This window comes from Streptomyces sp. NBC_00299 (assembly GCF_036173045.1).
Classification (GTDB): domain Bacteria; phylum Actinomycetota; class Actinomycetes; order Streptomycetales; family Streptomycetaceae; genus Streptomyces; species Streptomyces machairae.
Window position 1 is genome coordinate 2,307,805 of sequence record NZ_CP108039.1, and the last position, 25,729, is coordinate 2,333,533.

Genomic DNA, 25,729 nt, shown 5'->3' on the forward strand with positions numbered 1-25,729 from the left:
CCCGGCATGGCTGCGGCTCAGGGAAGACTGTCGGACGGCAGTGGCGGAATGGATGAGGCGAGGGACAAAGGGGAGGCGGACCGGCATTCGAGCAGTACGGCTCCACCGGCGTTCCGCGCCGCGGTCGACGCCCTGCGCAGCAGTCGGTTGCGGCCGCAGATCGAAGTCGAGCAGACCAAGGCGCCCCAGCGCCTGGCTCCGTACGCGTACGCGCTGGAGGCCACCGTCGTCGACGGCGACCACGACCTGGCCGACGGCCGGCTGGTGCTGCTGCACGACCCGGCGGGTCACGACGCCTGGCGGGGCACCTTCCGGCTGGTGACCCTGGTGCGGGCGGAGCTGGAGCCGGAGATGGCCGTCGACCCGCTGCTGCCCGACGTGTGCTGGTCCTGGCTGACCGGCGCGCTCCAGGCGCGCGGGCTGTCGTACGGCGAACCGAGCGGCACCGTCACACGGGCGGGCTCCCACTACTTCGGCGGCCTGTCCGAGCGCCCGGCGTCCTCGCAGATCGAGATCCGTGCCTCCTGGACGCCACGCGAAGGCCTGGGCGGTGTTCCGGACACCGCGGCCCACCTGACGTCCTGGTGCGATCTGCTCGCCCAGGTCGCGGGGCTGCCTCCGGCGGGTCCGGGCGACGCGTCGGTGGTGACGCTGCCGCAGCGGCGGGACCCGCAGTCCCGCTGACCGCCTCTCACCCCCTCAACACATAACCGACACTGACTCCGTAGCCGTCACTTGCCGTGACGGCTCCTCGTTGTGCCCGCCACGCACGGTGACCGCCACCGACTTGACCGTCACTTTGTCGATACGGCCACTTTCGGTCAGGAACCGTCCTCGATCGAGCCGATTTCCGCGCCAGTCGATCGACCGTGTGTCTGAATTGCCCCGATTGTTACTCACTAAATCGTGATCTTTCTCTAAAGGGCCACGGGTTTGGTGCCGAAGACGACTGTGACCTTGAAAGCCGTCCCCGCACCCAGGAGGCCTGGTGTCCGTTCTCCTTGAGCAGCCCGCAAGCCTGGTCGCCTACCGCCCGAACAAGCCGACCGCCATGGTGGTCGTGGCCGATCCCCGCGTCCGCTCCACCGTCACCCGTCATCTCTGGGCACTCGGCGTACGCGACGTCATCGAGGCCTCGTCCATCGCGGAGGCTCGTCCCCGCATCGGCAACCCCCGCGACATCTGCGTCGCCGACGTCCACCTGCCCGACGGATCCGGCCTCACCCTCCTGTCCGAGACCCGTGCCGCGGGTTGGCCCAACGGCCTCGCCCTCTCCGCCGCCGACGACATCGGCGCCGTTCGCAACGCCCTCGCCGGCGGCGTGAAGGGTTACGTCGTCACCGGCACCCGCACCAACGTCGGGCTCCCCACCCGGCCCGGTGCCGCCCCCATCGGCGCCGCCGCCGCCCGTATGCACCGTCGCCACCCGGGCGCCCCGAGCCACCCGGGCGGCTACCGCGAGCTGTCCGGTCGCGAGGTCGAGGTGCTGCGGCTGGTGGCGGAGGGCCAGTCGAACAAGGCAATCGGCGTCTCGATGGGCCTGTCCGCCCTGACCGTCAAGAGCCACCTCGCCCGCATCGCCCGCAAGCTCGGCACCGGTGACCGCGCCGGAATGGTCGCCGTGGCCCTGCGGACGGGCATCATCCACTGAATCCATGAACGCTTGATCATTCACTGACGTGAACGGGATCGGCCGCTGATCCCGCCCGCGTCCCTCATCTGTCGTGGACCGGAACCTTCACGTGGCTGACTGGTTTACGACCCTCAGGCGCCCGCCGACGGAACGTTCCGTCGGCGGGCGCTGTCCATACACAGATACCCTTGACATGTGACCGACGCCCAAGAGACCGCAGCAGACAGTTCACTGCGAACCACCGGAGGCGCCCCTCCGGAAGACAACGGGTCTTCTGTTACGGAGGCGCCGATCCCTTTGCTGGAGCCCCGCGAGGGCATTCCGCCCGTGATCGCCGACGAGGCCGCGCTCGCTGAAGTGATCGCCGCCTTCGGCGCCGGCTCGGGCCCCGTGGCCGTCGACGCCGAACGCGCGTCCGGATACCGGTACGGCCAGCGCGCCTATCTCGTGCAGCTGCGCCGCGCGGGCGCGGGGTCGGCGCTGATCGACCCCGTGGCCTGTCCCGATCTGTCGGGACTCGGCGAGGCGCTGTCCGGCGTCGAGTGGGTGCTGCACGCGGCCACCCAGGATCTGCCCTGTCTGCGCGAGATAGGCATGGTGCCGACCCTGCTCTTCGACACCGAGCTGGCCGGGCGGCTGGCCGGTTTCCCGAGAGTCGGCCTCGGTGCGATGGTCGAGGGCGTGCTCGGGTTCGTCCTGGAGAAGGGTCACTCGGCCGTCGACTGGTCGACGCGGCCGCTGCCCGAGCCGTGGCTGCGCTATGCGGCGCTGGATGTCGAGCTCCTCGTGGATCTGCGCGACGCGCTGGAGAAGGAGCTGGACCGGCAGGGGAAGCTGGAGTGGGCGCGGCAGGAGTTCGAGGCGATCGCGACAGCGCCGCCTGCGGAGCCGCGCAAGGATCCGTGGCGGCGGACGTCCGGGATGCACAAGGTGCGGCGGCGTCGGCAGCTGGGCGTCGTGCGGGAGCTGTGGGAGACGCGTGACCGTATCGCCCAGAAGCGGGACGTGTCGCCGGGCAAGGTGCTGTCGGACGCGGCCATCGTGGAGGCCGCGCTTTCCCCGCCGGCCAATGTGCACGCCCTCACCGCGCTGAACGGGTTCGGGCATCGCATGGGGCGGCGGCAGCTGGAGCAGTGGCAGGCCGCCGTCGATCGTGCGAAGGCTTTGACCGAGTCGCAGTTGCCGGTGCCGGGGCAGCCCGTCACGGGGCCGCCGCCGCCCCGTGCCTGGGCCGACAAGGACCCTGCTGCCGCGGCTCGGCTCTCCGCGGCTCGGGCCGCCGTGTCCGCGCTGGCCGAGCAGCTCAGCATGCCGCAGGAGAACCTGATCACTCCGGACACCGTGCGGCGGGTCTGCTGGGAGCCGCCGAAGGTCGTCGACGCCGAGTCGGTCGCGGAGGCGCTGGCCGGTTACGGGGCTCGGGCCTGGCAGGTCGAGCAGGTCACGCCGGTGTTGGTTGCCGCCTTGTCCGCCTAGCGGCGCCTCGCCGGAAGACGATCAGCATCGGCAGGATCACCAGCACCGCTCCTGCCGAGATCGCTTCCCGGTGGGCGCCGAACGGGCCCTTCAAGCGGAACAGCGACATCGAGATCACGCCAAGATCCTCGGCGCCTGCGCCGTCCAGCCGGGCCGCCTCGCAGGGGGCCCCTGAATGAACCTCGGCACCCACCCCGCGATGTGACCTTCGCCGCTCCCCCCTCCAGGACTGTGCAGCTACGTTACTCATAAGTAGCATGAGCCTGAGCGCGCGCTCAGCGCTTGCGCAGCGCAGCAGTGCAGATCCCGCACCTCTGGAGGAGAGCCATCGTGCCTCGTACCGTCAGGGACGTCGTCTTCGTCGACGGCGTCCGCACCCCGTTCGGCAAGGCGGGCCCGAAGGGCATCTACCACGAGACCCGCGCCGACGACCTCGTCGTGAAGGCGATCCGGGAGCTGCTGCGCCGCAACCCCGGTCTCGACCCGAAGGAGATCGACGAGGTCGCCATCGCCGCGACCACGCAGATCGGTGACCAGGGCCTCACCCTCGGCCGCACGGCCGGCATCCTCGCGGGCCTCCCGCAGTCGGTGCCCGGCTACTCCATCGACCGCATGTGCGCCGGCGCCCTGACCGCCGTGACGTCCGTCGCCGGTTCGATCGCCTTCGGTGCCTACGACGCCGTCATCGCCGGTGGTGTCGAGCACATGGGCCGCCACCCGATGGGCGAGGGCGTGGACCCCAACCCGCGCTTCGTCAGCGAGAAGCTGGTCGACGAGTCGGCGCTGTTCATGGGCATGACCGCCGAGAACCTGCACGACCGCTACCCGACGATCACCAAGCAGCGCGCCGACGAGTACGCGGTGCGTTCGCAGGAGAAGGCCGCCAAGGCGTACGCCAACGGCAAGATCCAGCAGGACCTGGTGCCGGTCTCCGTGCGCCGGACCAACGCCGAGGCCGGTGAGACGGGCTGGGGCCTGGTCACCGCCGACGAGCCGATGCGTCCGGGTACGACCCTGGAGAGCCTGTCCGGCCTCAAGACGCCGTTCCGCGTCCACGGCCGGGTCACCGCCGGTAACGCGGCCGGTCTGAACGACGGCGCCACCGCCTCGATCATCGCGAGCGAGGACTTCGCCCGCGAGAACAACCTGCCGGTGAAGATGCGCCTGGTCTCGTACGCCTTCGCGGGCGTCGAGCCCGAGGTCATGGGCTACGGCCCGATCCCGGCGACCGAGAAGGCCCTCGCCAAGGCCGGCCTGTCGATCGATGACATCAACCTCTTCGAGATCAACGAGGCCTTCGCCGTCCAGGTGCTCGCCTTCCTGGAGCACTACGGCATCGCCGACGACGACGCGCGCGTCAACCAGTACGGCGGCGCCATCGCCTACGGCCACCCGCTCGCCTCCTCCGGCGTCCGTCTGATGACGCAGCTGGCCCGCCAGTTCGAGGAGCAGCCGGAGGTCCGCTACGGCCTCACCACCATGTGCGTCGGCTTCGGCATGGGCGCCACGGTGATCTGGGAGAACCCGCACCACAAGGACGCCGGAGGCGACAAGTGAGCACCGCTGAGCTTCTCAAGGGAGCGGCCGAGCTGTTCCCCGACGAGGTCGTGACGTCCGCGCACGTACGCCACCTCGACCTGCCGTTCGGCGCCGGGCGCTTCGCGCTCATCACGCTGGACAACGGCTTCGACCACACCAAGCCGACCACCTTCGGCCCGCAGTCGCTGGCCAACCTGGACATCGCCATCGACCAGGTCGAGGCGGAGGCCGCGGCCGGCGACATCGTCGGCGTCGGCATCACCGGCAAGCCGTTCATCTTCGCCGTCGGCGCCGACCTCAAGGGCGTCGAGCTCCTCAAGGAGCACAAGGACGCGCTCGCCATCGGCAAGGGCGGCCACGAGGTCTTCAAGCGCCTCGCCGGTATCGCCGTCCCGACCTTCGCGTACTACAACGGCGCCGCGATGGGCGGTGGCGTCGAGGTCGGTCTGCACTGCAAGTACCGGACCGTCTCCAAGGCGCTCCCGGCCTTCTCGCTCCCCGAGGTCTTCCTCGGCCTGGTTCCCGGCTGGGGCGGCTGCACGATCCTGCCGAACCTGATCGGCGCCGAGAAGGCCGTCTCGGTGATCATCGAGAACAGCCTCAACCAGAACAAGCAGCTCAAGGGCCAGCAGGTCTTCGACCTGGGCATCGCCGACGCCATCTTCGAGGGCGCCGACTTCCTGGAGCAGTCGCTGATCTGGACCGCCCAGGTGGTGAAGGGCGACGTCGAGGTCGAGCGTCCGGTGATCGACCGCGGTGAGGCCTGGGACCAGGCCGTCGCCAAGGGCCGTTTCATCGCGGACTCCAAGGTGCACGGGGCCGCTCCGGCCGCCTACCGCGCCCTCGACATCATCGCCGCCGCCAAGAACGGCGACCTCCAGCAGGGCTACGACGCCGAGGACAAGGCGCTCGCCGACCTGATCATGGGTGGCGAACTGCGCTCCGGCATCTACGCCTTCAACCTGGTGCAGAAGCGCGGCAAGCGCCCGGCCGGCGCCCCGGACAAGAACCTGGCGCGCCCGGTCACCAAGGTCGGTGTGGTCGGCGCGGGCCTGATGGCCTCGCAGCTGGCGCTGCTCTTCCTGCGCCGCCTGGAGGTCCCGGTCGTCCTCACGGACATCGACCAGGAGCGCGTCGACAAGGGTGTGGGCTACGTCCACGCCGAGATCGAGAAGCTGCTCGGCAAGGGCCGTATCAACCAGGACAAGGCCAACCGCCTCAAGGCCCTGGTCAGCGGTGTGCTGGACAAGGCCGAGGGCTTCGCGGACGCGGACTTCATCATCGAGGCCGTGTTCGAGGAGATCGGCGTCAAGCAGCAGGTGTTCGCGGAGGTCGAGGCGGTCGCCCCGGCGCACGCGATCTTCGCCACCAACACCTCGTCGCTCTCGGTCTCCGAGATGGCGTCGAAGCTGAAGAACCCCGAGCGGGTCGTCGGCTTCCACTTCTTCAACCCGGTCGCGGTCCTGCCTCTGCTCGAGATCGTCCGCGGCGAGAAGACGGACGACGCCTCCCTGGCCACGGCCTTCGCCGTCGCCAAGAAGCTGAAGAAGACCGCGGTCCTGACGAAGGACGCCCCGGCGTTCGTCGTGAACCGCATCCTCACCCGCTTCATGGGCGAGATCCAGAACGTCATCGACGAGGGCACCCCGGTCGAGGTCGCCGAGAAGGCCATCGAGCCGCTCGGCCTGCCGATGTCCCCGCTGGTGCTGCTGGAGCTGGTCGGTCCCGCGATCGGTCTGCACGTCTCCGAGACCCTCAACCGGTCCTTCCCCGACCGCTTCACGGTCTCCCCGAACCTCGCGGCCGTCGTCAAGGCGGGCAAGCGCGGCTTCTACGTGTACGACAGCGGGAAGCCGGAGCTGGACCCGGAGGTCGCCGCGCTGCTGAAGCAGGGCGACACCGTCCTCACCGAGGAGCAGGTCCGCGAGCGCGTCCTCGACGCCGTCGCCCAGGAGATCGGGCTCATGCTCGACGAGGGCGTCGTCGCCGAGGCCCAGGACATCGACCTGTGCCTGATCACGGGCGCCGGGTGGCCCTTCCACCTGGGCGGCATCACGCCGTACCTGGACCGCGAGGGTGTCTCCGAGCGCGTGAACGGCAAGAAGTTCCTGGCGCCGGGCGTGGCGTCGGTTCCGGCGTAACACGACTCGTACGCCAGTAAGGGCCCCTGCTCAGGCAGGGGCCCTTTCGCGTCGGTGGGGGTCCTTCGCGTGGGTGGAGGGCCTGTTGCGTGAGTGGGAGTCGTTCGCGTGAGCGGCGCGGGCCGGAACTCCCGGGGAGTCAGACCTCTCGCCAGGCCTCCAGCGCCAGCCCCGGCTCCTCCTTGCGTCGGGTCATCAGCAGCTGCCCGGTCGACGGGGACATCGTGGCCGCCACGACCCGCTCGTCCTCGTCCAGCGCCAGCGCCACCACCGCGTCCGCCGCGAGCTGCGGTCCGGACTCCGTCCACCACGCCCCCGCCGACTCCTGCTCCGTCGGATACGCGGCGAAGGCGACGCGCCCGCTCGCCGAGCGCTGGGCGAGCAACGTGCAGTCGTGGCCGTCGAGTTCGCAGCGGATCACGGAGACCGCGCCGGGGCCCGCGGACGCAAGCAGGGTGACCGGCTTGGTGCCGGGGCGCCAGGCGCACAGGTCGCCGGAGTCGTCCGCGTAGAAGAGGGTGGTGTGCTCGGCGGAGGTCGCGAGGGCGCGGAGCGTGCCGGGGCGTACCGGGGTCTCCATCGCCTCCTCCAAGGCCGGGACGGCGCCCGGACTCTCCTGCCGCCAGTGCAGGATGGCTCCGGGTACTGCCGCGTACAGCTCGACGAGCCCGGACTCCCCCGTCACGGCGGCCAGCCGCTCGTCGACCTCACGCCCCTTGAGGTCACGCCACGGGCCCCAGCCGCCGACCGCCTTCTGCCCGAGCATGCTCACTCCGCCCGCCTTGTTGCGGACGAAGACATGGCACCGCCCTTGCGCGTCGACCGTGACGGCGGGCATGCCCGTGCGGTCGCCGGTCCGGTTCGGGTGACCGATGGGGATCCAGTCCAGGGCCGCGAGGCGCGGGCGGAAGTGCGTGGAGTGCACCAGGCCCGCCTCGCCCGGCTTGGTGGGACGCCAGGCGGCCAGATGGGCGTAGCGGTCGGCGCCCTGGCCGACCGCGGGGCCGGGGCGCAGCTTCTGCTCGCCGCCGACCCGACGCGCGGGTTCCCAGGGGCCGCCGGGTCCGAGTTCCGCCCGGCACAGGACGGCGTCGTCGGTCGGCAGATAGACACTGAGGCGGCCGTCGCGGCCGCGGATGAGCCAGTCGCCGTTCACCGGTTCACTCTATTCGGGGGCATGCGGACGGCGTGCCCCGGCCCCGGGCAAGCTGGATCACAGCAACGTCCGCACGAGAACAGGAAGTCGACGTCATGACCGACAAGCTCACCGTGAGCGTCCTGGGCACCGGAATCATGGGCGCCGCGATGGCCCGCAACCTGGTCAAGGCGGGGCACACCGTCCGCGCCTGGAACCGCACCCGCCCCAAGGCCGAGCCCCTGGCCGCCGACGGCGTCCTCGTCACCGACACCCCCGCCGAGGCGGTCCGGGACGCCGACGTCGTCCTGACCATGCTGTACGACGGTCCCGCGACGCTGGACGTCATGCGGGACGCGGCGCCCGCACTGCGCTCAGGTGCCGTCTGGGTGCAGTCGACGACCGCCGGCATCGAGGGGATCGCCGACCTGGCCGCCTTCGCCCGCGAGCACGACCTGGTCTTCTACGACGCCCCGGTGCTCGGCACCCGCCAGCCGGCCGAGGCCGGTCAGCTCACCGTGCTGGCGGCCGGGCCCGTCAAGGGGCGCGAGACGGTGACGCCGGTGTTCGACGCCGTCGGCGCCCGTACGGTATGGACCGGCGAGGACGGCGCGGCCGGTACTGCGACACGGCTGAAGCTGGTCGCCAACAGCTGGGTGCTCGCGGTGACGAACGCGGCCAGTGAGGTGCTGGCGCTGTCCAAGGCGCTCGATGTGGATCCGCAGCGGTTCTTCGAGGTGATCGACGGGGGTCCGCTCGACATGGGGTATCTGCGGGCCAAGACGGGCCTGGTGCTGAACGGCGGGCTGACCCCGGCCCAGTTCGCGGTGTCCACGGCGGCGAAGGACGCGCGGCTCATCGTGGCGGCGGGCGAGCGGCACGGCGTACGCCTGGATGTGGCCGCGGCGAGCGCGGAGCGGTTCGAGCGGGCCGCTGCACAGGGGCACGGGGACGAGGACATGGCGGCGGCGTACTTCGCGAGCTTCGCGGAGGACTTCGAAGCGGACAAGACCTCGGAGTGAGCCGTGCGACCCTTGCCCCATGACTGCCGACGTCCCCCCGCCTGACGGCGTCCCCCCGGCTGAAGACGTCCCCCCGTCCGACGACATGCCCCTGCTCGTGATCGTCGACGCCGCGAACGTCGTCGGGTCGGTGCCCGACGGATGGTGGCGGGACCGGCGGGGGGCCGCGGAGCGGCTGCGGGACCGGTTGGCGGCGGACGGAGTGCCGGGGCGTGCGGGGCCCGTTGAGATCGTGCTCGTGGTCGAGGGGGCCGCCCGGGGCGTGGAGAGCGTGCCGGGGGTGCGGGTGGAGTCCGCCGCCGGGAGCGGCGACGACCACATGGTCGAGCTGGTCGCGCGGGCGGACGGACGGCCCGTCCTTGTGGTGACCGCGGACCGGGAACTGCGGCGGCGGGTGTCCGAGTTGGGGGCGGACGTGGCAGGGCCGCGCACGGTCCGGCCGTAGCCGGCTGCCGTACGCGGCCCTTGCAGCCGTCGGTTCCGCCTATGCGGTGTCCCCGGGCTCCCTCTTGCCCACTTCGGCCACGGTCGTCTCCTCGTTCCGTCCGAGGCGGCTGTGGGAACGGCCGTAGAGGAAGTACATGACCGAGCCGATGGCCATCCAGATGGCGAACCGGACCCATGTCTCGGCAGGCAGGTTGATCATCAGCCACAGCGAGGCCAGCACCGACAGGATCGGGAGGAACGGCACCCACGGGGTGCGGAAGGACCGGTGCAGGTCGGGGCGGGTCTTGCGGAGGATGATCACGCCGATCGCCACGACCACGAAGGCGAACAGCGTGCCGATGTTCACCAGCGCGGCGAGTTCGGTCAGCGGGGTGAAGCCGGCCAGGACCGCGATGATCACGCCGAGCAGGATCGTCGGCCGGTGCGGCGTCTTGAACCGGGGGTGGACGTGCGAGAAGAAGCGGGGCAGCAGTCCGTCCCGGCTCATCGCGAAGAAGACACGGGTCTGGCCGAGGAGCAGGATCATGCAGACCGTCGTCAGGCCGACCGCGGCGCCGAAGCTGATGAAGCCCGCGAACCAGGGATGCCCGGTGTCCTTGAACGCGTCGGCGAGCGGGGCGTCCACGGACAGCCGGCTGTAGTGCTGCATGCCCGTGACGACGATCGACACGAGGACGTACAGCGTGGTGCAGATCACGAGTGAGCCGATGATGCCGCGCGGCATGTCGCGCTGCGGGTTCTTGGTCTCCTCGGCCGCCGTCGCCACGACGTCGAAGCCGATGAAGGCGAAGAACACCACGGACGCGGCGGTGAAGATGCCCATCACGCCGAAGTTGGACGGGGCCCAGCCGAACATGAGCTGAATCAGCGGGGCGTCGAGATTGCTCGCGGCCTCCACCGTCTGGGTCTTCGGGATGAACGGGTCGTAGTTGTCGGCGTCGATCAGGAACGCGCCGGCGATGATCACGGTCAGGACGACGGCCAGCTTGATGGCGACGACCAGGGACGTGATCCGCGCGGACAGCTTCATGCCGAGGACGAGGATGAAGGTCAGGACGAGGACGAGCGCGGCGGCGAGGATGTCGAAGCCGAAGGCGTCGGCGCCCTCCCGGCTGCCGAGGACGTCGGGCATCGTCCAGCCCGCGTTGTCCATGAGCGACTGGATGTAGCCGGACCAGCCGACGGCCACCACCGCCGTCCCGAGCGCGAACTCCAGGACCAGGTCCCAGCCGATGATCCAGGCGGGCAGTTCACCGAGGGAGGCGTACGAGAACGTGTACGCCGACCCGGCGACCGGGAGCGTGGACGCGAACTCGGCATAACAGAGCGCGGCCAGCGCGCAGACCACACCGGACACGACGAACGCCAGGGCCACCGCGGGCCCGGCGTTGTCCTTGGCGACGGTGCCGGTCAGGACGAAGATGCCGGTGCCGATGATGACACCGACGCCGAAGACGGTCAGATCCAGCGCGGACAAGGACTTCTTGAGCGCGTGCTCTGGCTCCTCGGTATCGAGGATGGACTGCTCTACTCTCTTCGTCCGGAAGAGTGTGCTGCTCACGGTCGTACCTCCCACACTTGTCGTCCTCGACATGATCGAGAGGGGGCGTGGTACGCCTGCCCCGACGCGGGGGGATTCACACAGATGGGCCGGTTCCGCCACCGACACGAGTGGCGGAACCGGCCCATCCGGCCGTACCGGTGTTGTCAGTCCCGGGCGGGCTCCACCGAGTCGACGTCGGCCGCCGTGCGGTCGAACCGGCCGTCCAGCTTGGAGACCAGCCCGGTGACCTGGCGGGCGATGTCGGGCGCGGTGAGGCCGATCTCGGTCATGACCTCGGCGCGGGAGGCGTGGTCGAGGAAGCGCGGCGGGATGCCGAAGTCACGCAGCGGGACGTCGACGCCCGCGTCACGCAGGGCCTGCGCGACCGCCGAGCCGACGCCGCCGACACGGGAGTTGTCCTCGACGGTGACGACCACGCGGTGCCGCTCGGCGAGCGGGGCCATGGCCTCGTCGACGGGCTTGACCCAGCGCGGGTCGACGACGGTGGTGGTGATGCCCTGCTTGTCGAGCAGACCGGCGATCTCCAGGCACATCGGCGCGAGGGCGCCGACGGAGACGAGCAGCACGTCCGGGGTGTCGGTGCCGGGCTCGCGCAGCACGTCCATGCCGCCGACGCGGCCGACGGCGGGGACGGCGGGGCCGACGGCGCCCTTGGAGAAGCGGACCACGGTCGGCGCGTCCTTGACCTGGACGGCCTCGCGCAGCTGCGCGCGCACCTGGTCGGCGTCGCGCGGGGCGGCGAGCCTGAGGCCGGGCACGACCTGAAGGATCGACATGTCCCACATGCCGTTGTGGGAGGCGCCGTCGGTGCCGGTGACGCCCGCCCGGTCGAGCACGAAGGTGACCCCGCACTTGTGCAGCGCGACGTCCATGAGGACCTGGTCGAAGGCGCGGTTGAGGAAGGTGGCGTAGACGGCGAAGACGGGGTGGACGCCACCCGTGGCCAGGCCCGCCGCGGACACGGCACCGTGCTGCTCGGCGATGCCGACGTCGTAGATGCGGTCCGGGAAGGCGTCCGCGAACTTCTTGAGGCCGACGGGCTGCAGCATCGCGGCCGTGATAGCGACGATGTCCTCGCGCTCCTTGCCGAGCTGGACCATCTCATCGCCGAAGACCGACGTCCAGTCGGCGCCCGAGGCCTTGATGGGCAGGCCGGTGTCGGGGTGGATGGGACCGATGCCGTGGAAACGGTCGGCCTCGTCCTGGAGGGCCGGCTGGTAGCCGCGGCCCTTCTCGGTGAGGCAGTGCACGATGACCGGGCCGCCGAAGCGCTTGGCGCGCGCCAGGGCCGACTCCAGCGCCTCGATGTCGTGTCCGTCGATCGGCCCGACGTACTTCAGCCCGAGGTCCTCGAACATGCCCTGCGGCGCGATGAAGTCCTTGAGGCCCTTCTTGGCCCCGTGCAGGGTCTCGTAGAGGGGCCTGCCGACGACCGGGGTGCGGTCCAGGATCTCCTTGGTGCGGGTCAGGAAGCGCTCGTAGCCGTCGGTCGTCCGCAGCGTCGCCAGGTGGTTCGCGAGACCGCCGATGGTGGGCGCGTACGACCGCTCGTTGTCGTTGACGACGATGACGAGCGGGCGGTCCTTGGCCTCGGCGATGTTGTTCAGCGCTTCCCAGGCCATACCGCCGGTCAGCGCGCCGTCTCCGATGACGGCGACGACGTGGTCGTCGCGTTTGCGCAGCTGGTTCGCTTTGGCGAGGCCGTCGGCCCAGCCGAGGACCGTGGACGCGTGGCTGTTCTCGATGACGTCGTGCTCGGACTCGGCCTGCGAGGGGTAGCCCGACAGGCCGCCCTTCATCTTCAGCCGGCTGAAGTCCTGACGGCCGGTGAGCAGCTTGTGGACGTAGGACTGGTGGCCGGTGTCCCAGAGCACCTTGTCCTTGGGCGAGTCGAAGACCCGGTGCAGGGCGATGGTCAGCTCCACCACACCGAGGTTGGGGCCGAGGTGGCCGCCGGTCTTGGAAACCGCCTCGACGAGGAAGGTCCGGATCTCCTCGGCCAGCTGGTCCAGCTGCTCAGGGCTGAGCCGGTCCAGATCGCGCGGTCCCGTGATGCGGGTCAGCAGCGGCACCCGTGCCTCCTTGCAGTAGAGCTGTTGCCGGGCTTGTCGAGTCTAATGTTCCGCTCAGGCGGAAGGTTCCCGGCCCACCCGTCGCGGGTCACGCGATCGCCTGTACCCAATTTGTGCCGTTCCTACGACATGACTGTGCCCGGCACCGCCATTGGTGCCGGGCACAGGACCTGTGCGCGAGGTGCTACGCGCGACCCGCGGTCTTCTGCGTCTTACGGGTGATCGAGTCGATCACGACCGTCGTGAGCAGCACACCGGCGGTGATCATGTACTTCACCGGCTCGGCGATGGACTCCAGCTGCAGGCCGTACTGGATCGAGACGATCACCAGCACACCGAGCAGCGCGTTCCAGGTGCGGCCACGTCCACCGAACAGGGACGTACCACCGATGACGGCCGCCGCGATGGCGTTCATCAGCAGGTCACCGGTACCGGCGCTCTGGTTGGCGGAGGCGATCTTCGAGGCCAGGAACAGGCCGCCGATCGCGGCGAACCCGCCCGAGATCGCGAACACGGTGATCCGCACCATGGTGACGTTGATGCCCGCACGACGCGAGGCCTCGACGCTGCCACCGAGGGCGAAGACCTTTCGGCCGTACGAGGTACGCCGCAGCAGGAAGTCCGTGCCCACCAGGAACACCAGGAAGATCACCGTGGCCAGCGGCAGGCCCTTGTACTGGTTGTACATGACCGCCGCGGCGAAGGAGACGACGCCCAGCAGTGCCGTCCGCATGATCGTGTCGCTCATCGGGCGGAACGGGATGCCCGCGGCCTGACGGCGGCGGTTGCCCAGGAACGAGGTGATGAAGAACACCGCGGTCACCACGGCCGCCAGGCCGTACGCAGCCGCCACGTCCGTGAAGAAGTACGTCGTCAGCTTGCCGATCAGACCGTCGCTGTCGAGGTTGATCGTGCCGTTCTCGCCCAGTGTCTGGAGCATGAAGCCGAGCCAGAACAGCAGACCGGCCAGCGTGACGGCGAACGCGGGAGCGCCCAGCACCGCGAAGAAGAAGCCGTGTGCCGCGCCGATGACGGCGCCCGCCGCGACGGCGATGAGCACGGCCGCCCATTCGGGCCAGCCCTGGTTCACCGCGAGGACGGCCGCGATGGCGCTGGACGCGCCGCTGACCGAGCCGACGGACAGGTCGATCTCGCCGAGCAGCAGCACGAAGACGATGCCGACGGAGATCATGCCCGTGCCGACCATCGTGACGGTGATGTCGCTGATGTTCTGCGCGGACAGGAAGGCCGAGTTCAGGCTCTGGAAGATCACGCAGATGGCGACCAGGCCGAGGATGACCGGCAGGGAGCCCAGCTCACCGGCCTTCAGCTTGCGCCGGAACTCGGTGAGGTAGCCGGCCAGACCCTGCTCCTGCACGAGCAGGCGGGGGTCGACGGCGGTCACCGCGGCCGCGGCGGCCTCGGTGTTGAGGACCTGGTGCTCGTCCTGCGGCGTCGTGGAGGTCTTGTCGATGCTCACTTGGAAACCTCCCCGTTCGTGCGCGCCGCACGGCGGGTCACGGCGTTCTCGGTGGCGCCGGTGATGGCGGAGATGATCTCCTCCTGCGAGGTCGTCTTGACCTCGAAGACGCCGTTGTTGCGGCCGAGCCGCAGCACGGCGACCTTGTCCGCGACCGCCTTCACATCGGCCATGTTGTGGCTGATGAGGATCACGGCGTGCCCGCGCTCACGCAGCCGCTCGACCAGGTCGAGGACCTGTGCGGTCTGCTCGACGCCGAGGGCGGCGGTGGGCTCGTCGAGGATGACCAGCTTGGGCTCGCCGAGCATGGAACGCGCGATGGCCACGGTCTGGCGCTGACCGCCGGAGAGCGAGGCGATCGGGATACGCACGCTGGGGATGCGGATCGACAGCGTCTGGAGCAGCTCCAGCGAGCGGCGCTCCATCTCGACCTCGTCGAGGACGCCGCGCTTCTTCAGTTCGCGGCCCAGGAAGAGGTTGCCGACGACGTCGATGTTGTCGCACAGCGCGAGGTCCTGGTAGACCGTCGCGATGCCCAGGCTCTGGGCGTCGTGCGGCCGGTTGATCTGGACGGACTTGCCGTCCCACTCGATGACGCCCTCATCGATGGGGTGCACGCCGGCGATCGTCTTGACCAGCGTGGACTTTCCGGCACCGTTGTCGCCCACCAGGGCGACCACTTCACCGGCGTGGACCTCAAGCTCTACGTCGGTGAGCGCCTGAACGGCACCGAACCGCTTGGAGACCCCGCGCAACGCCAGCACGGGCGTAGCGGACACGTGAACCATCTCCTTCGCCGCCTGACCCGGCGGAAGGGTTGTGCAGAGAAATGCAGGGTGGGTGGGCGGGGGATACCCGCGGGGGTTCCGTCCGGCGCCCCGCGCCGAGCTTGCGGGGCTGACTGATGCGCGGGGCGCCGGAGGAGTCTGTAGCAGTCGTGCCCCGTGCGGGAATTCAAGGGTGAATTCCCGCATCTGGAAAGGGGCCTGAGCCTGCTTTCGCCGATACGGCTCAGCCGGTGACGCCGGCCTTGTCGCAAGCGGCCTTGTACTTGCCGGTGCAGATCTCGTCGACCGTGTAGACGCCGTCCTTGATGACGGTGTCGTTGATGTTGTCCTTCGTCAGCGAGGTGACGGGCACGAGCACCGACGGGATGCCCTTCTCGCTGCCGCTGTCGACCTTGTCCTTGGCGATGGAGTCGAGCGACTTGCCCTGGGCGAGCGCGACGGCCATCTCGGCCGCGGCGGTGGCCTCGGGGGCGTACGGCTTGTAGACGCTCATGTACTGCTCGCCGGTGACGATGCGCTGCACGGCGGCCAGCTCGGCGTCCTGACCGGTGACCGGGACGCTGATGCCCGCGGCCTTGAGCGCGGTGATGATACCGCCGGCCATGCCGTCGTTGGCCGAGTAGACGCCGGCGATGTTGTTCTTGCCGACCGCCGAGATCGCCGCTTCCATCTCGGAGTTGGCGTTCTCCGGCTTCCACTCCTTGGTGTCGTACTCCTTGGCGATGGTGACCTTGCCGTCGAGCGCGGAGTGGGCGCCTTCCTTGAACTGCGCGGCGTTCGGGTCGGTGACCGAGCCGTTGATCATGACGACCTTGGAGTCCTTGGTCGCCTTGTCGCCCAGCGCCTTCAGCAGGGCCTCGCCCTGGGTCTTGCCGACGGACACGTTGTCGAACGAGGTGTAGGCGCTGATCGGGCCCTCGGCCAGACGGTCGTAGGCGACGACCTTGATGCCGGCGTCGACGGCCTTCTGCACGGAGTTCTTGATCGCCTTGGCGTCGACGGCGTCCAGGATGAGGACGTCCACCTTGTTGGTGATCATGGTGTCGACCTGCTGGGCCTGCAGGTTGGCGTCCTGCTTGGCGTTGTTGTAGTCGATCTTCGCCTTGCCGTCCGTCAGCTCCTTGATCTTTTCCTCGATCAGCGGCCGGTCGAACTTCTCGTAGCGCGCGGTCTGGTTCTCCGGGAGCAGGAGACCGACCTTGATGTCATTGCCCTTGGCGGCGGAGGCGGTGGAGTCGTTGTCGCCGCCGGCTTCCTCGGCGCTGCCACAGGCAGCCAGCGAGACGGCCATCGCACCTGCGGCAATGGCAACGGCGGCACGACGCATACGCGTGTTCACTTCAGAAACCTCCCTGACGAGGCCGCGACGTTGCGGCCGAGGTGGCTGGAAGTCAACTCGGCCACACGTGCGACGTCAAGAAGTAAATCCTTAACGGGTTGGCAACGGTGCCATACGTTCTCTAAGTGAAGGCAGGCGTGGCCGCGTGCAGCGTGCTGTCCAAAAGGGTTGAATCCCCCATCTCGCTGAGCGCGAGCGCGAGGGCCCCGAGCACTTCCGCACGACCGCCAAGTGCCCCGGGGAGAACGGACAGTTGGCGCGCCGCGCTGGGAATGGCGTAGCGGCCGACAGACTCCCGGATGGGCCCGAGGACCAGCTCACCGGCCTCGGCGAGATCACCGCCGAGGACCACGCGGCTCGGGTTCAGGAGGTTGCAGAGATTCGCGACTCCACTGCCGATGTGGCGGCCGACGTCGGCGATCACGCGACGGCAGCCCGGGTCTCCGTCCCTGGCCAGCCGCACGACGCCCTCCATGGTGAGGTCGGTGCCGTGGCTGGACTGGAGCAGCGGAAGCACATAGCGCGCGGCCGCGAAGGTCTCCAGACAGCCCCGGTTTCCGCAGCGGCAGACCGGGCCGGATTCGTCCAGAGTAATATGCCCGATTTCTCCCGCTGTGCCGCCCGGGCCCCGGTAGATCTTGCCGCTGATCACGAGGCCGGCGCCGACACCGCTGGCGACCTTGATGTACGCCAGGTCCCGCACACCCCGCCCGCTGCCCCAGACCAGCTCGCCCAGGGCGCCCAGGTTGGCGTCGTTGTCCACGTGCACGGGCACGCCGAGCCGGCCGCGCAGCTCCTCGGCGGGCTTGGTGCCGGTCCAGCCGGGCAGGATGGCGGTCGAACCGAGGGTGCCGGACTCGACGTCGATCGGGCCGGGCACGCCGAGGCCGACGCCTGCGATCTTGGACCGGTCGACGCCGGTCGCCGCGATCAGCCGGTTGACCAGCTCCTCGGCCCGGTCGAAGCCCTGCGTCGAGGAGGCGTCGACATCCAGCGGCTCGGCCTCCTCGGCCAGCACCTGGTGGGCGAGGTTCCCGACCGCGACGCGCAAATGGGTGTGCCCGAAGTCGACCCCTATGACGATCCCGGCGTCCCCGCTCAGGGAGACGCTGCGGGCCCGTCGGCCACCCGCCGAGGTGGGCGTGACCTCGACCGTGCCGCCGTCCTTGAGCTCCCGGACGATGTTGGAGACCGTCGCCGCCGACAGACCCGTGGTCCTGGCGATCTCCGCCTGGGTGAGCGATCCGGCAAGCCGGACGGCCCGGACGACCCGCTCCAGGTTGGCTCGGTGCAGCGACGACTGCGACCCCGGAGTCTCCACGACGACCTCCTGCGCGCGGGACCGCTTCGATGAGGCCCCGTCCGTGTCCAACTAGTGAACTCTAAGCTGAGCCGTTCGGGTTGCCTCCCGTCAAGAGGTTGAACCGGATCCGGAAGTGTGCACACGCACGCGTGAGCCGCCCCGGTGTGGGACGGCTCACGTGTGACGTGAGGTGACGTGGCGCTTACGGTGGGGCCAACAGAGAGCGTTTACTTCAGCGCACCGGCCGTCAGGCCCGCCTGCACCTGCCGTTGGAAGATGAAGTAGACGATCAGCACCGGCAGCATCGCGATCATCATGCCGGCCATCAGGGCGCCCCAGTCGTTCTCGTAGCCCTGCTGCAGGGCGATCATCGCCAGGCCCTGGGTGAGCACGTACTTGTCCTCGTTCTGGTTGAGGACCATCGGCAGCAGGTACTGGTTCCACTGCCCCAGGAAGTTGAAGATGCCGATGCTGATCAGACCCGGCTTGGCCATCGGCACCATCACCTGGAAGAACGTTCGCGTGTGCGACGCCCCGTCGATCAGTGCGGCCTCCGCGACCGACGTCGGCAGCGTGCGGAAGAACGCGGTCATGAAGAAGACCGTGAACGGCAGCGAATAGGCGATGTAGACGAGGATCAGCCCGTGGTAGGTCGCCAGCAGCGAGCTGCCGGGGAAGTCCCGCAGCACGAAGAACAGCGGGATGACCAGCATGAAGACCGGGAAGGACATGCCGGCCACGAACATGAAGTAGATGAACCGGTTGCCCGGGAAGGTGAAGCGGGCCAGCACATAGGCGGCCATCGAGCCCAGCACCATGGTGCCGACCACCGAACCGCCCACCACGATGGCGGTGTTGAGGAAGTACTGGCCCATGTTCGCCTTGTTCCAGGCGTTGGCCCAGTTCTCGAAGTGCAACGAGGTCGGCAGCCCCCACGGGTCGGAGAGGATGCCGTTGCTGGTCTTGAAGGAGCTCCACAGCACCCACAGCAGCGGCACGCCGACCATCAGCGCCCACAGGACGAGCATGCCGTGCGAGAAGACGTGCAGGATGCCGCCCTCGGAGCTGCGGCCGTCGGTCGCGCCGAGCTTCTTGGTGACGCTCGGCCGGTCCGCCTCGTCCGTCTTGGTGACCGTGCCGGTGTTCGTGTCGGTCGTCATCGCCCCGTACCCCTAGAACTCGATCCGCTCACGCCGCGCGAAGCGCAGGGTGAGCACTGCGAACGTCATGGTGACGATGAGCATCGCGACGCCCATCGCGGACGCGTAGCCGAACTGGCTGTCGCGGAACGCCGTCAGATACAGGCGCAGCGGCATGACGTCCGTGGCGCCGTCGGGGCCGCCCATGTTGACCGACATGATCTGCACCAGGGCGAAGCCGTCCAGGGCGATGATGCCCATGTACACCCAGCCGGTCTGCACGGTGTCCCACAGCAGCGGCAGGGTGATCCTGAAGAAGGTGGGGAAGCGGCCCGCGCCGTCGAGCAGCGCCGCCTCGTAGATGTCCCGCGGGATGGAGGCCATCGCCGCCGAGAACAGCACGACGTAGAAGCCGACGTGGGACCAGATCATCACCGCCATGATGCACAGCAGGGCGAGGCTCTTCTCGCCCAGCCAGGCGTTCTGCCAGCCGTCCAGACCGACCGCGCCCAGCAGGGAGTTGAGCATGCCGTCCTGCGGGTCCGGGTTGTAGATGTTGAACCAGATGACGGCGATGATGGTGATGGAAATGACCTGCGGGAAGAAGAAGACGAAACGGTAGAACTTCGAACCCGCGACACCGGTGATGACTTCGTTCTTGCGTCGCTTTCCGCCGACATTCAGCATGAAGGCGAAGAACAGGCCGAGTCCCAGCGTCACGATCGGCACCGCGATCAGCATGTAGACGTTGTGCCACAGCGCGTTCCAGAAGTCCTCGTTGTGCCAGAGCCTTTCGAAGTTCTCGAGGCCGACGAACTTCGCCGTGCCGACCAGGCCCGACCAGTCGGTCAGCGAGATCTGGAACGCCTGGACGAACGGCGAGATCACAAAGACCGCATACACGATGACGGGCAGGGCCAGGAAGCCCACGATGAATCGGTATTTGCCGTGTTGCATGGTGCTTCCCGGCCCCTTCCCCTTCGAGCGCCGTTGTGCTGGACCGGACTCTTACTTCTCGCGCTTGAACTTCTTCACGGAATCGTCCTTCGCCACGGCGTCGGCGTATTCCTGCGCCTTCTTGATCCAGTCGGCCGCCTTCAGTTCACCGGTGAGCAGCTGGCCGGTGAGACCGCCGATCTTCTCGTCGGTGAGCGAGGGGTACCACTCCTGGAGCTGGAGGCTGATGATGTTGTCCCCGGCGTCCTTGAACGCCTTGCTCGCCGAGGCGAGGCCCGGCGAGAGAGTCATGCCCTCGGTCGCGTCGACCACACAGGTGAGCGACTTGACCTTGGTGGCGAAGTTCTGCGCGTGCTTCTTGGAGAGCATGATGCGCAGCAGTTCCATGCCGCCGGCCGGGTTCTTGCCCTTGGCGGACACGATGTACGGCTCGCTGGGCTCGGCGCGCAGGGTGCCGTTCGGCAGCTTGTCGCCGGCGGAGCCGTCGAAGAGGGCGCCGACGGACATCCCGAAGTCCTTGGGCGTGGTCGGGGCGGCCTCGTTCTCCACCCAGGAGCCGTTGGGGATGAAGACGGCCTTGCCCTTGTTCCAGGCGGTCTGCGACTGAATGTGCGTCAGGCCCTGGCTGCCCGCCAGGAAGTACTTCTTGGCGGCCAGCTCCTCGTAGTGCTCGACGACCTGCTTCACCGCGTCGTTGCTGGTCCAAGCGTTGGGCTCCAGGTTGTCGATGGCGATCCAGCCCTCCATGCCACCGATCTTCGCGATCTGCGCGAAAAGGTTGAAGTGGACGTAGTACGGATACTTTCCGGCGTACGTCCAGGGCGCGATGCCCTTCTTCTTGATCTCGCCGCAGAGCTTGACCATCTCGTCGAGGGTCTTGGGGTACTGCCAGCCGTTGTCGTCGAGGGCCTTCTGCGAGTACCAGGTGCCGTAGATGGTGAAGGCGTAGTAGAGCACGTCGAAGGTCTCGCCGTGCTTGCCCTTCTCGATGGTGCTCGGGTGGATGACGTCCGAGATCTTCTTGCTCGGGTCGTCCAGCGAGGGCGCGTCGAGCAGCGCCTTCAGATCCTGGAGCTGGCCCTGCGTGGACAGCTTGTTCATGTCCAGGTGGTCGGCGCCGGAGTTGTCGATGACGTCCGGCGGGTTGCCGCCGGCGAAGCGCGGGGTCAGCTTCGGGCCGACCTGCTGGGTGCCGGTGTGCTTGACCTCGGCCTTGTACTTCGACTTGTAGTCGGCCTCGGCGTCCTTGGCGTACTGGTCACCCAGGCCGCCCTTGAAGATGAACGCCTCCAGCGCGGTGCCCTGCTTCACCCCGAGGGGGTTGGTGGCGGACTTCGCGCCACCCGGGGCCTTGCTCTCATCGTCGCTGCCGCCGCCTCCGCCGGTGGCACACGCGGAGAGGAAACTCATCGTCGGTACGGAGATCAGACCGAGGGCGGCGGACCGCCTGATCAGATCGCGGCGCCCCACACGTGCGGAGCCGGTGTTCTCGGTGTTCTCGGTGTTCTCGGCGGAAGTGGATCCCATGCTCAAGTCCTCGCCTTCTCCAGGACTCAGGCGGTGAACCGGATCCTCCCCGGCACCGCGGTCGGGTCACGCTGGGTTGTGCAGGAAGTGCGGAATCATGTGAAGTGCCGACAGGTATAGTCCACTTCCCGCCAGCGGAGCAAGATCGAATGCAAGGTTGGCCGGTGGTCTTTTCCGAGTTGAGACCTCGCGGAAATATGAGCGGCCTGTGTGCGGCTTGCCCGGAATAATCCGCGACATAGGCCTCGTATGCCGCACCCAACACCCTTGACAATACCCGGCACTTGAGCCACAACTAATCCTTGCGCAGCGAAGTTGACAACGTTGTCCCGTGCGCAGGGAGGGTACCCGTTGAAGCAGCAGAGAGCTCGGCACAGATGGGGTACGGCGGTCGTGTCGGCGACCGCCTTTGCTCTGACCGTGGCCTCGCAGGGCGTGGCGGTAGCCCTGCCCGAGGCCCCCGCGACGGCTGACCGGAGTTTCGCGTCCTCGTTCGAGGCCGGCGATCCGGCACCCGACTGGCTCAATACCGTCGACACCGCCCCGGACGGAGGCAAGCGCGCCTCGGGCGTCGACGGCGGCTACAGCAGCGGCATTCCGGGCAATGTGACCGACCACGTCACCGACGTCCGGGCCAGCGGCGAGAACACCGGCGGCGGCGAGGTCAAGGAGAACCTCTCCGACGGGGAGTCCAGCAGCAAGTGGCTGGTCTTCGAATCCACCGGGTGGGTGGAGTTCGACCTCGACAAACCGATGAAAATATCGAAATACGCTCTTACATCGGCAAACGACTACGCCGAACGTGACCCGCGGGACTGGACCCTGAAGGGGTCCACGGACGGCAAGGACTGGAAGAGCCTCGACACCCGCTCCGGCGAGACGTTCACCGAACGGTTCCAGACAAAGACGTATGACCTCTCGGAACCGGCCGAATATCAGCACTTCCGGCTGGAAATCACCCAGAACAACGGCGCCTCCGACATCCTGCAGCTCGCGGACGTCCAGTTCTCCACGGGCGGCAGCGACGGCCCGGTCCCGCAGGACATGCTCTCCCTCGTCGACCGCGGCCCGAGCGGCTCCCCGACCGCGAAGGCGGGCGCCGGCTTCACCGGCAAGCGGGCGCTGCGCTACGCCGGCCGGCACACGGCCGACGGGCGGGCGTACTCGTACAACAAGGTCTACGACGTGAACGTGGCCGTCGGCCGCGACACCCGGCTGTCGTACCGCGTCTTCCCGTCGATGGCGGACGGCGACCGCGACTACGACGCCACGAACGTCTCGGTCGACCTGGCCTTCACCGACGGCACCTACCTCAGCGACCTGGGCGCCACCGACCAGCACGGCTTCCCGCTCTCCCCGCGCGGACAGGGTGCGGCGAAGGTGCTGTACGTCAACCAGTGGAACGCCGTCGCCTCGCGGATCGGATCGGTCGCGGGCGGCAAGACGGTCGACCGGATACTCGTGGCGTACGACTCCCCCAAGGGCCCGGCGAAGTTCCGGGGCTGGCTGGACGACATCACGCTGAAGTCCGTCGCACCGGAGAAGCCGAAGGCCCACAAGTCGGACTACGCGCTCACCACCCGCGGCACCCTCTCCAGCGGCGGCTTCTCGCGCGGCAACAACTTCCCGGCGACCGCCGTCCCGCACGGCTTCAACTTCTGGACGCCGGTGACGAACGCGGGCTCGCTGAGCTGGCTGTACGACTACGCACGCGCGAACAACGACGACAACCTGCCGACGATCCAGGCGTTCAGCGCCAGCCATGAGCCCAGCCCCTGGATGGGTGACCGGCAGACCTTCCAGGTGATGCCGTCGGCCGCCTCCGGCACCCCGGACACGGGGCGTGAGGCGCGCGAGCTGGCCTTCCGGCATGAGAACGAGACCGCGCGGCCGTACTACTACGGAGTGCGGTTCGAGAACGGGCTCAAGGCGGAGATGGCGCCGACCGACCATGCGGCGGTGCTGCGCTTCACCTACCCGGGCGACGACGCGAGCGTCCTCTTCGACAACGTGACGGACCAGGCGGGGCTCACGCTCGACAAGGAGAACGGGATCGTCACGGGCTACTCGGACGTGAAGTCCGGACTGTCCACGGGCGCCACCCGTCTCTTCATCCACGGCGTGTTCGACAAGCCCGTGACCGAGGGCTCGTCCAGCGGGGTGAAGGGGCAGCTGCGCTTCGACGCCGGTGACGACCGCACCGTCACGCTGCGCCTGGCCACCTCGCTCATCAGCCTCGACCAGGCGAAGGACAATCTGCGCCAGGAGGTCGACGGCGCCTCCTTCGAGACGGTGAAGTCGCGCGCCCAGCGCCAGTGGGACAAGCTGCTCGGCAAGGTCGAGGTGGAGGGCGCCACGCAGGACCAGCTGACCACGCTGTACTCCAGCCTGTACCGGCTGTACCTGTACCCCAACTCCGGCTTCGAGAAGGTCGGTTCGAAGTACCAGTACGCGTCCCCGTTCTCGCCGATGCCGAATCCGGACACCCCGACGCACACCGGCGCGAAGATCGTGGACGGCAAGGTGTACGTCAACAACGGCTTCTGGGACACCTACCGGACGACCTGGCCGGCGTACTCGCTCCTCACGCCGAGCCAGGCGGGCGAGATGGTCGACGGCTTCGTCCAGCAGTACAAGGACGGCGGCTGGACGTCCCGCTGGTCCTCCCCCGGCTACGCGGACCTCATGACGGGCACGTCGTCGGATGTCGCCTTCGCGGACGCGTACGTCAAGGGCGTGGACTTCGACGCGAAGTCGGCGTACGACGCGGCCGTGAAGAACGCGACCGTGGTGCCCCCGTCGTCCGGTGTGGGCCGCAAGGGGATGGCGACCTCGCCCTTCCTCGGCTACACGAGCACCGAGACGCACGAGGGCCTGTCGTGGGCCCTGGAGGGCTACCTCAACGACTACGGCATCGCCCGCATGGGCCAGGCCCTGTACAAGAAGACCGGCGACAAGCGCTACAAGGAGGAGTCGGCGTACTTCCTCAACCGCGCCCAGGACTACGTCAACCTCTTCGACTCCAAGGCGGGCTTCTTCCAGGGCCGCGACGAGAAGGGCGACTGGCGCGTCGAGTCCTCGAAGTACGACCCGCGCGTGTGGGGCTACGACTACACGGAGACGAACGGCTGGGGCTATGCCTTCACCGCCCCGCAGGACAGCCGGGGCCTGGCCAACCTCTACGGCGGCCGCAGCGGCCTCGCGGACAAGCTCGACGAGTACTTCGCCACCCCGGAGACGGCCTCGCCCGACTTCGTCGGCTCCTACGGAGGCGTCATCCACGAGATGACGGAGGCGCGGGACGTCCGGATGGGCATGTACGGCCACTCCAACCAGGTCGCCCATCACGCGAACTACATGTACAACGCCGCAGGGCAGCCCTGGAAGGCGCAGAAGAACGTCCGTGAGGTGCTGTCCCGCCTCTACGTCGGCAGCGAGATCGGGCAGGGCTACCACGGCGACGAGGACAACGGCGAGCAGTCGGCCTGGTTCCTGTTCTCCGCGCTGGGCTTCTATCCGCTGGTCATGGGCAGTGGCGAGTACGCCATCGGGTCGCCCCTGTTCACCAAGGCGACGGTCCAGCTGGAGAACGGCCGCAAGCTCGTCGTCAAGGCACCGAAGAACAGCGCCCGCAATGTGTACGTGCAGGGCCTGAAGGTCAACGCCGCTTCGTGGAAGTCGACTTCGCTCCCCCACTCGCTGATCGCGAAGGGTGGCGTCCTGGAGTTCGACATGGGCCCGCGGCCCTCCTCGTGGGGCACCGGCAAGAACGCCGCGCCGGTGTCGATCACCGAGGACGACGAGGTGCCGACGCCCCGTACGGACGTACTGAAGGGTGACGGTGCGCTGTTCGACAACACGTCGGCGACGCAGGCGAGTGTCACCTCGCCGGAGCTGCAGCTGTCGGTGTCCGAGCGCACCAAGGCCGTGCAGTACACCCTGACGTCACCGGCCGAGCGGGCGAAGGCTCCGACTGGCTGGAAGCTCCAGGGATCGAACGACGGTACCTCTTGGCGGACCCTCGACGAGCGCTCCGGGCAGTCCTTCGCCTGGGACCGGCAGACACGGGCGTTCTCCGTGGGGTCACCGGGTACGTACGGGAAGTACCGCCTCGTGTTCGACGGTGAGGCGGTGGTGTCGGAAGTGGAACTGCTCGCCTGAGCAAGC

General features: G+C 68.6%; 18 protein-coding genes. 8 read left to right on the forward strand and 10 right to left on the reverse strand.

Annotated features, from left to right (window positions below; genetic code table 11):
* Nucleotides 1-6 precede the first annotated feature (6 nt).
* The 5 genes from OHT51_RS10030 (at nucleotide 7) to OHT51_RS10050 (ending at nucleotide 6,789) form a co-directional block, all read left to right on the forward strand.
* On the forward strand, nucleotides 7-684 hold the full coding sequence (locus tag OHT51_RS10030) for a DUF3000 domain-containing protein (protein WP_443052453.1): 678 nt from the start codon (nucleotides 7-9) through the stop codon (nucleotides 682-684).
* Nucleotides 685-988: 304 nt separating this feature from the next.
* Entirely contained in the window at nucleotides 989-1,651 is a 663-nt protein-coding gene (locus tag OHT51_RS10035) for a response regulator transcription factor (protein WP_003997051.1), read from the forward strand.
* Between the two features lie 177 nt (nucleotides 1,652-1,828).
* Nucleotides 1,829-3,109: a ribonuclease D gene (locus tag OHT51_RS10040; protein ID WP_328878570.1), complete on the forward strand. Its 1,281-nt coding sequence runs from the start codon at nucleotides 1,829-1,831 to the stop codon at nucleotides 3,107-3,109.
* Between the two features lie 330 nt (nucleotides 3,110-3,439).
* Entirely contained in the window at nucleotides 3,440-4,666 is a 1,227-nt protein-coding gene (locus OHT51_RS10045) for a thiolase family protein (RefSeq protein ID WP_328878571.1), read from the forward strand.
* A complete protein-coding gene (locus tag OHT51_RS10050) occupies nucleotides 4,663-6,789 on the forward strand; it encodes a 3-hydroxyacyl-CoA dehydrogenase NAD-binding domain-containing protein (RefSeq protein ID WP_328878572.1) in 2,127 nt (708 codons plus the stop codon). Before OHT51_RS10045 ends, OHT51_RS10050 begins: the two co-directional genes overlap by 4 nt.
* A 139-nt stretch (nucleotides 6,790-6,928) precedes the next feature.
* On the opposite strand, the gene OHT51_RS10055 is transcribed toward OHT51_RS10050, so the two are convergent.
* Nucleotides 6,929-7,945 (reverse strand): hypothetical protein, encoded by a 1,017-nt coding sequence (locus tag OHT51_RS10055; protein WP_328878573.1) that lies wholly within the window; start codon nucleotides 7,943-7,945, stop codon nucleotides 6,929-6,931.
* 95 nt (nucleotides 7,946-8,040) lie between these two features.
* Between OHT51_RS10055 and OHT51_RS10060 the strand changes: the two genes are divergently transcribed.
* Both OHT51_RS10060 and OHT51_RS10065 read left to right on the forward strand, forming a co-directional pair.
* Nucleotides 8,041-8,946, forward strand: a complete 906-nt coding sequence (locus OHT51_RS10060; RefSeq protein ID WP_328878574.1) for an NAD(P)-dependent oxidoreductase — start codon at nucleotides 8,041-8,043, stop codon at nucleotides 8,944-8,946.
* Between the two features lie 85 nt (nucleotides 8,947-9,031).
* Nucleotides 9,032-9,391: an NTP pyrophosphohydrolase gene (locus OHT51_RS10065; protein WP_328884293.1), complete on the forward strand. Its 360-nt coding sequence runs from the start codon at nucleotides 9,032-9,034 to the stop codon at nucleotides 9,389-9,391.
* A 39-nt stretch (nucleotides 9,392-9,430) separates the two neighbouring features.
* On the opposite strand, the gene OHT51_RS10070 is transcribed toward OHT51_RS10065, so the two are convergent.
* From OHT51_RS10070 to ngcE, 9 genes are all read right to left on the reverse strand, one after another.
* Nucleotides 9,431-10,954: an amino acid permease gene (locus OHT51_RS10070; RefSeq protein ID WP_328878575.1), complete on the reverse strand. Its 1,524-nt coding sequence runs from the start codon at nucleotides 10,952-10,954 to the stop codon at nucleotides 9,431-9,433.
* Nucleotides 10,955-11,100: 146 nt separating this feature from the next.
* Complete coding sequence (gene dxs / locus OHT51_RS10075) at nucleotides 11,101-13,029, reverse strand: 1-deoxy-D-xylulose-5-phosphate synthase (protein ID WP_328878576.1); 1,929 nt, start codon at nucleotides 13,027-13,029, stop codon at nucleotides 11,101-11,103.
* A 184-nt stretch (nucleotides 13,030-13,213) separates the two neighbouring features.
* Nucleotides 13,214-14,509, reverse strand: coding sequence for a sugar ABC transporter permease (locus OHT51_RS10080; RefSeq protein WP_328878577.1), 1,296 nt, complete (start codon nucleotides 14,507-14,509; stop codon nucleotides 13,214-13,216).
* Nucleotides 14,506-15,297, reverse strand: coding sequence for an ATP-binding cassette domain-containing protein (locus OHT51_RS10085; protein ID WP_328878578.1), 792 nt, complete (start codon nucleotides 15,295-15,297; stop codon nucleotides 14,506-14,508). The genes OHT51_RS10080 and OHT51_RS10085 overlap by 4 nt, the downstream gene beginning before the upstream one ends.
* 223 nt (nucleotides 15,298-15,520) lie before the next feature.
* Nucleotides 15,521-16,624 carry a substrate-binding domain-containing protein gene (locus tag OHT51_RS10090; protein WP_328884294.1) on the reverse strand — a complete coding sequence of 368 codons (1,104 nt, stop codon included), beginning with the start codon at nucleotides 16,622-16,624 and terminating at the stop codon, nucleotides 15,521-15,523.
* Between the two features lie 133 nt (nucleotides 16,625-16,757).
* Complete coding sequence (locus OHT51_RS10095) at nucleotides 16,758-17,957, reverse strand: ROK family transcriptional regulator (RefSeq protein WP_328878579.1); 1,200 nt, start codon at nucleotides 17,955-17,957, stop codon at nucleotides 16,758-16,760.
* A 209-nt stretch (nucleotides 17,958-18,166) separates the two neighbouring features.
* Complete coding sequence (locus tag OHT51_RS10100) at nucleotides 18,167-19,099, reverse strand: carbohydrate ABC transporter permease (protein WP_328878580.1); 933 nt, start codon at nucleotides 19,097-19,099, stop codon at nucleotides 18,167-18,169.
* A gap of 12 nt (nucleotides 19,100-19,111) precedes the next feature.
* A complete protein-coding gene (locus OHT51_RS10105; protein WP_328878581.1) occupies nucleotides 19,112-20,035 on the reverse strand; it encodes a carbohydrate ABC transporter permease in 924 nt (307 codons plus the stop codon).
* Nucleotides 20,036-20,086: 51 nt separating this feature from the next.
* Nucleotides 20,087-21,562, reverse strand: coding sequence for an N-acetylglucosamine/diacetylchitobiose ABC transporter substrate-binding protein (gene ngcE, locus OHT51_RS10110; RefSeq protein ID WP_328878582.1), 1,476 nt, complete (start codon nucleotides 21,560-21,562; stop codon nucleotides 20,087-20,089).
* 414 nt (nucleotides 21,563-21,976) lie between these two features.
* On the opposite strand from ngcE, the gene OHT51_RS10115 reads away from it, so the two are divergent.
* Nucleotides 21,977-25,723: a GH92 family glycosyl hydrolase gene (locus OHT51_RS10115; RefSeq protein ID WP_328884295.1), complete on the forward strand. Its 3,747-nt coding sequence runs from the start codon at nucleotides 21,977-21,979 to the stop codon at nucleotides 25,721-25,723.
* Nucleotides 25,724-25,729: the final 6 nt, after the last annotated feature.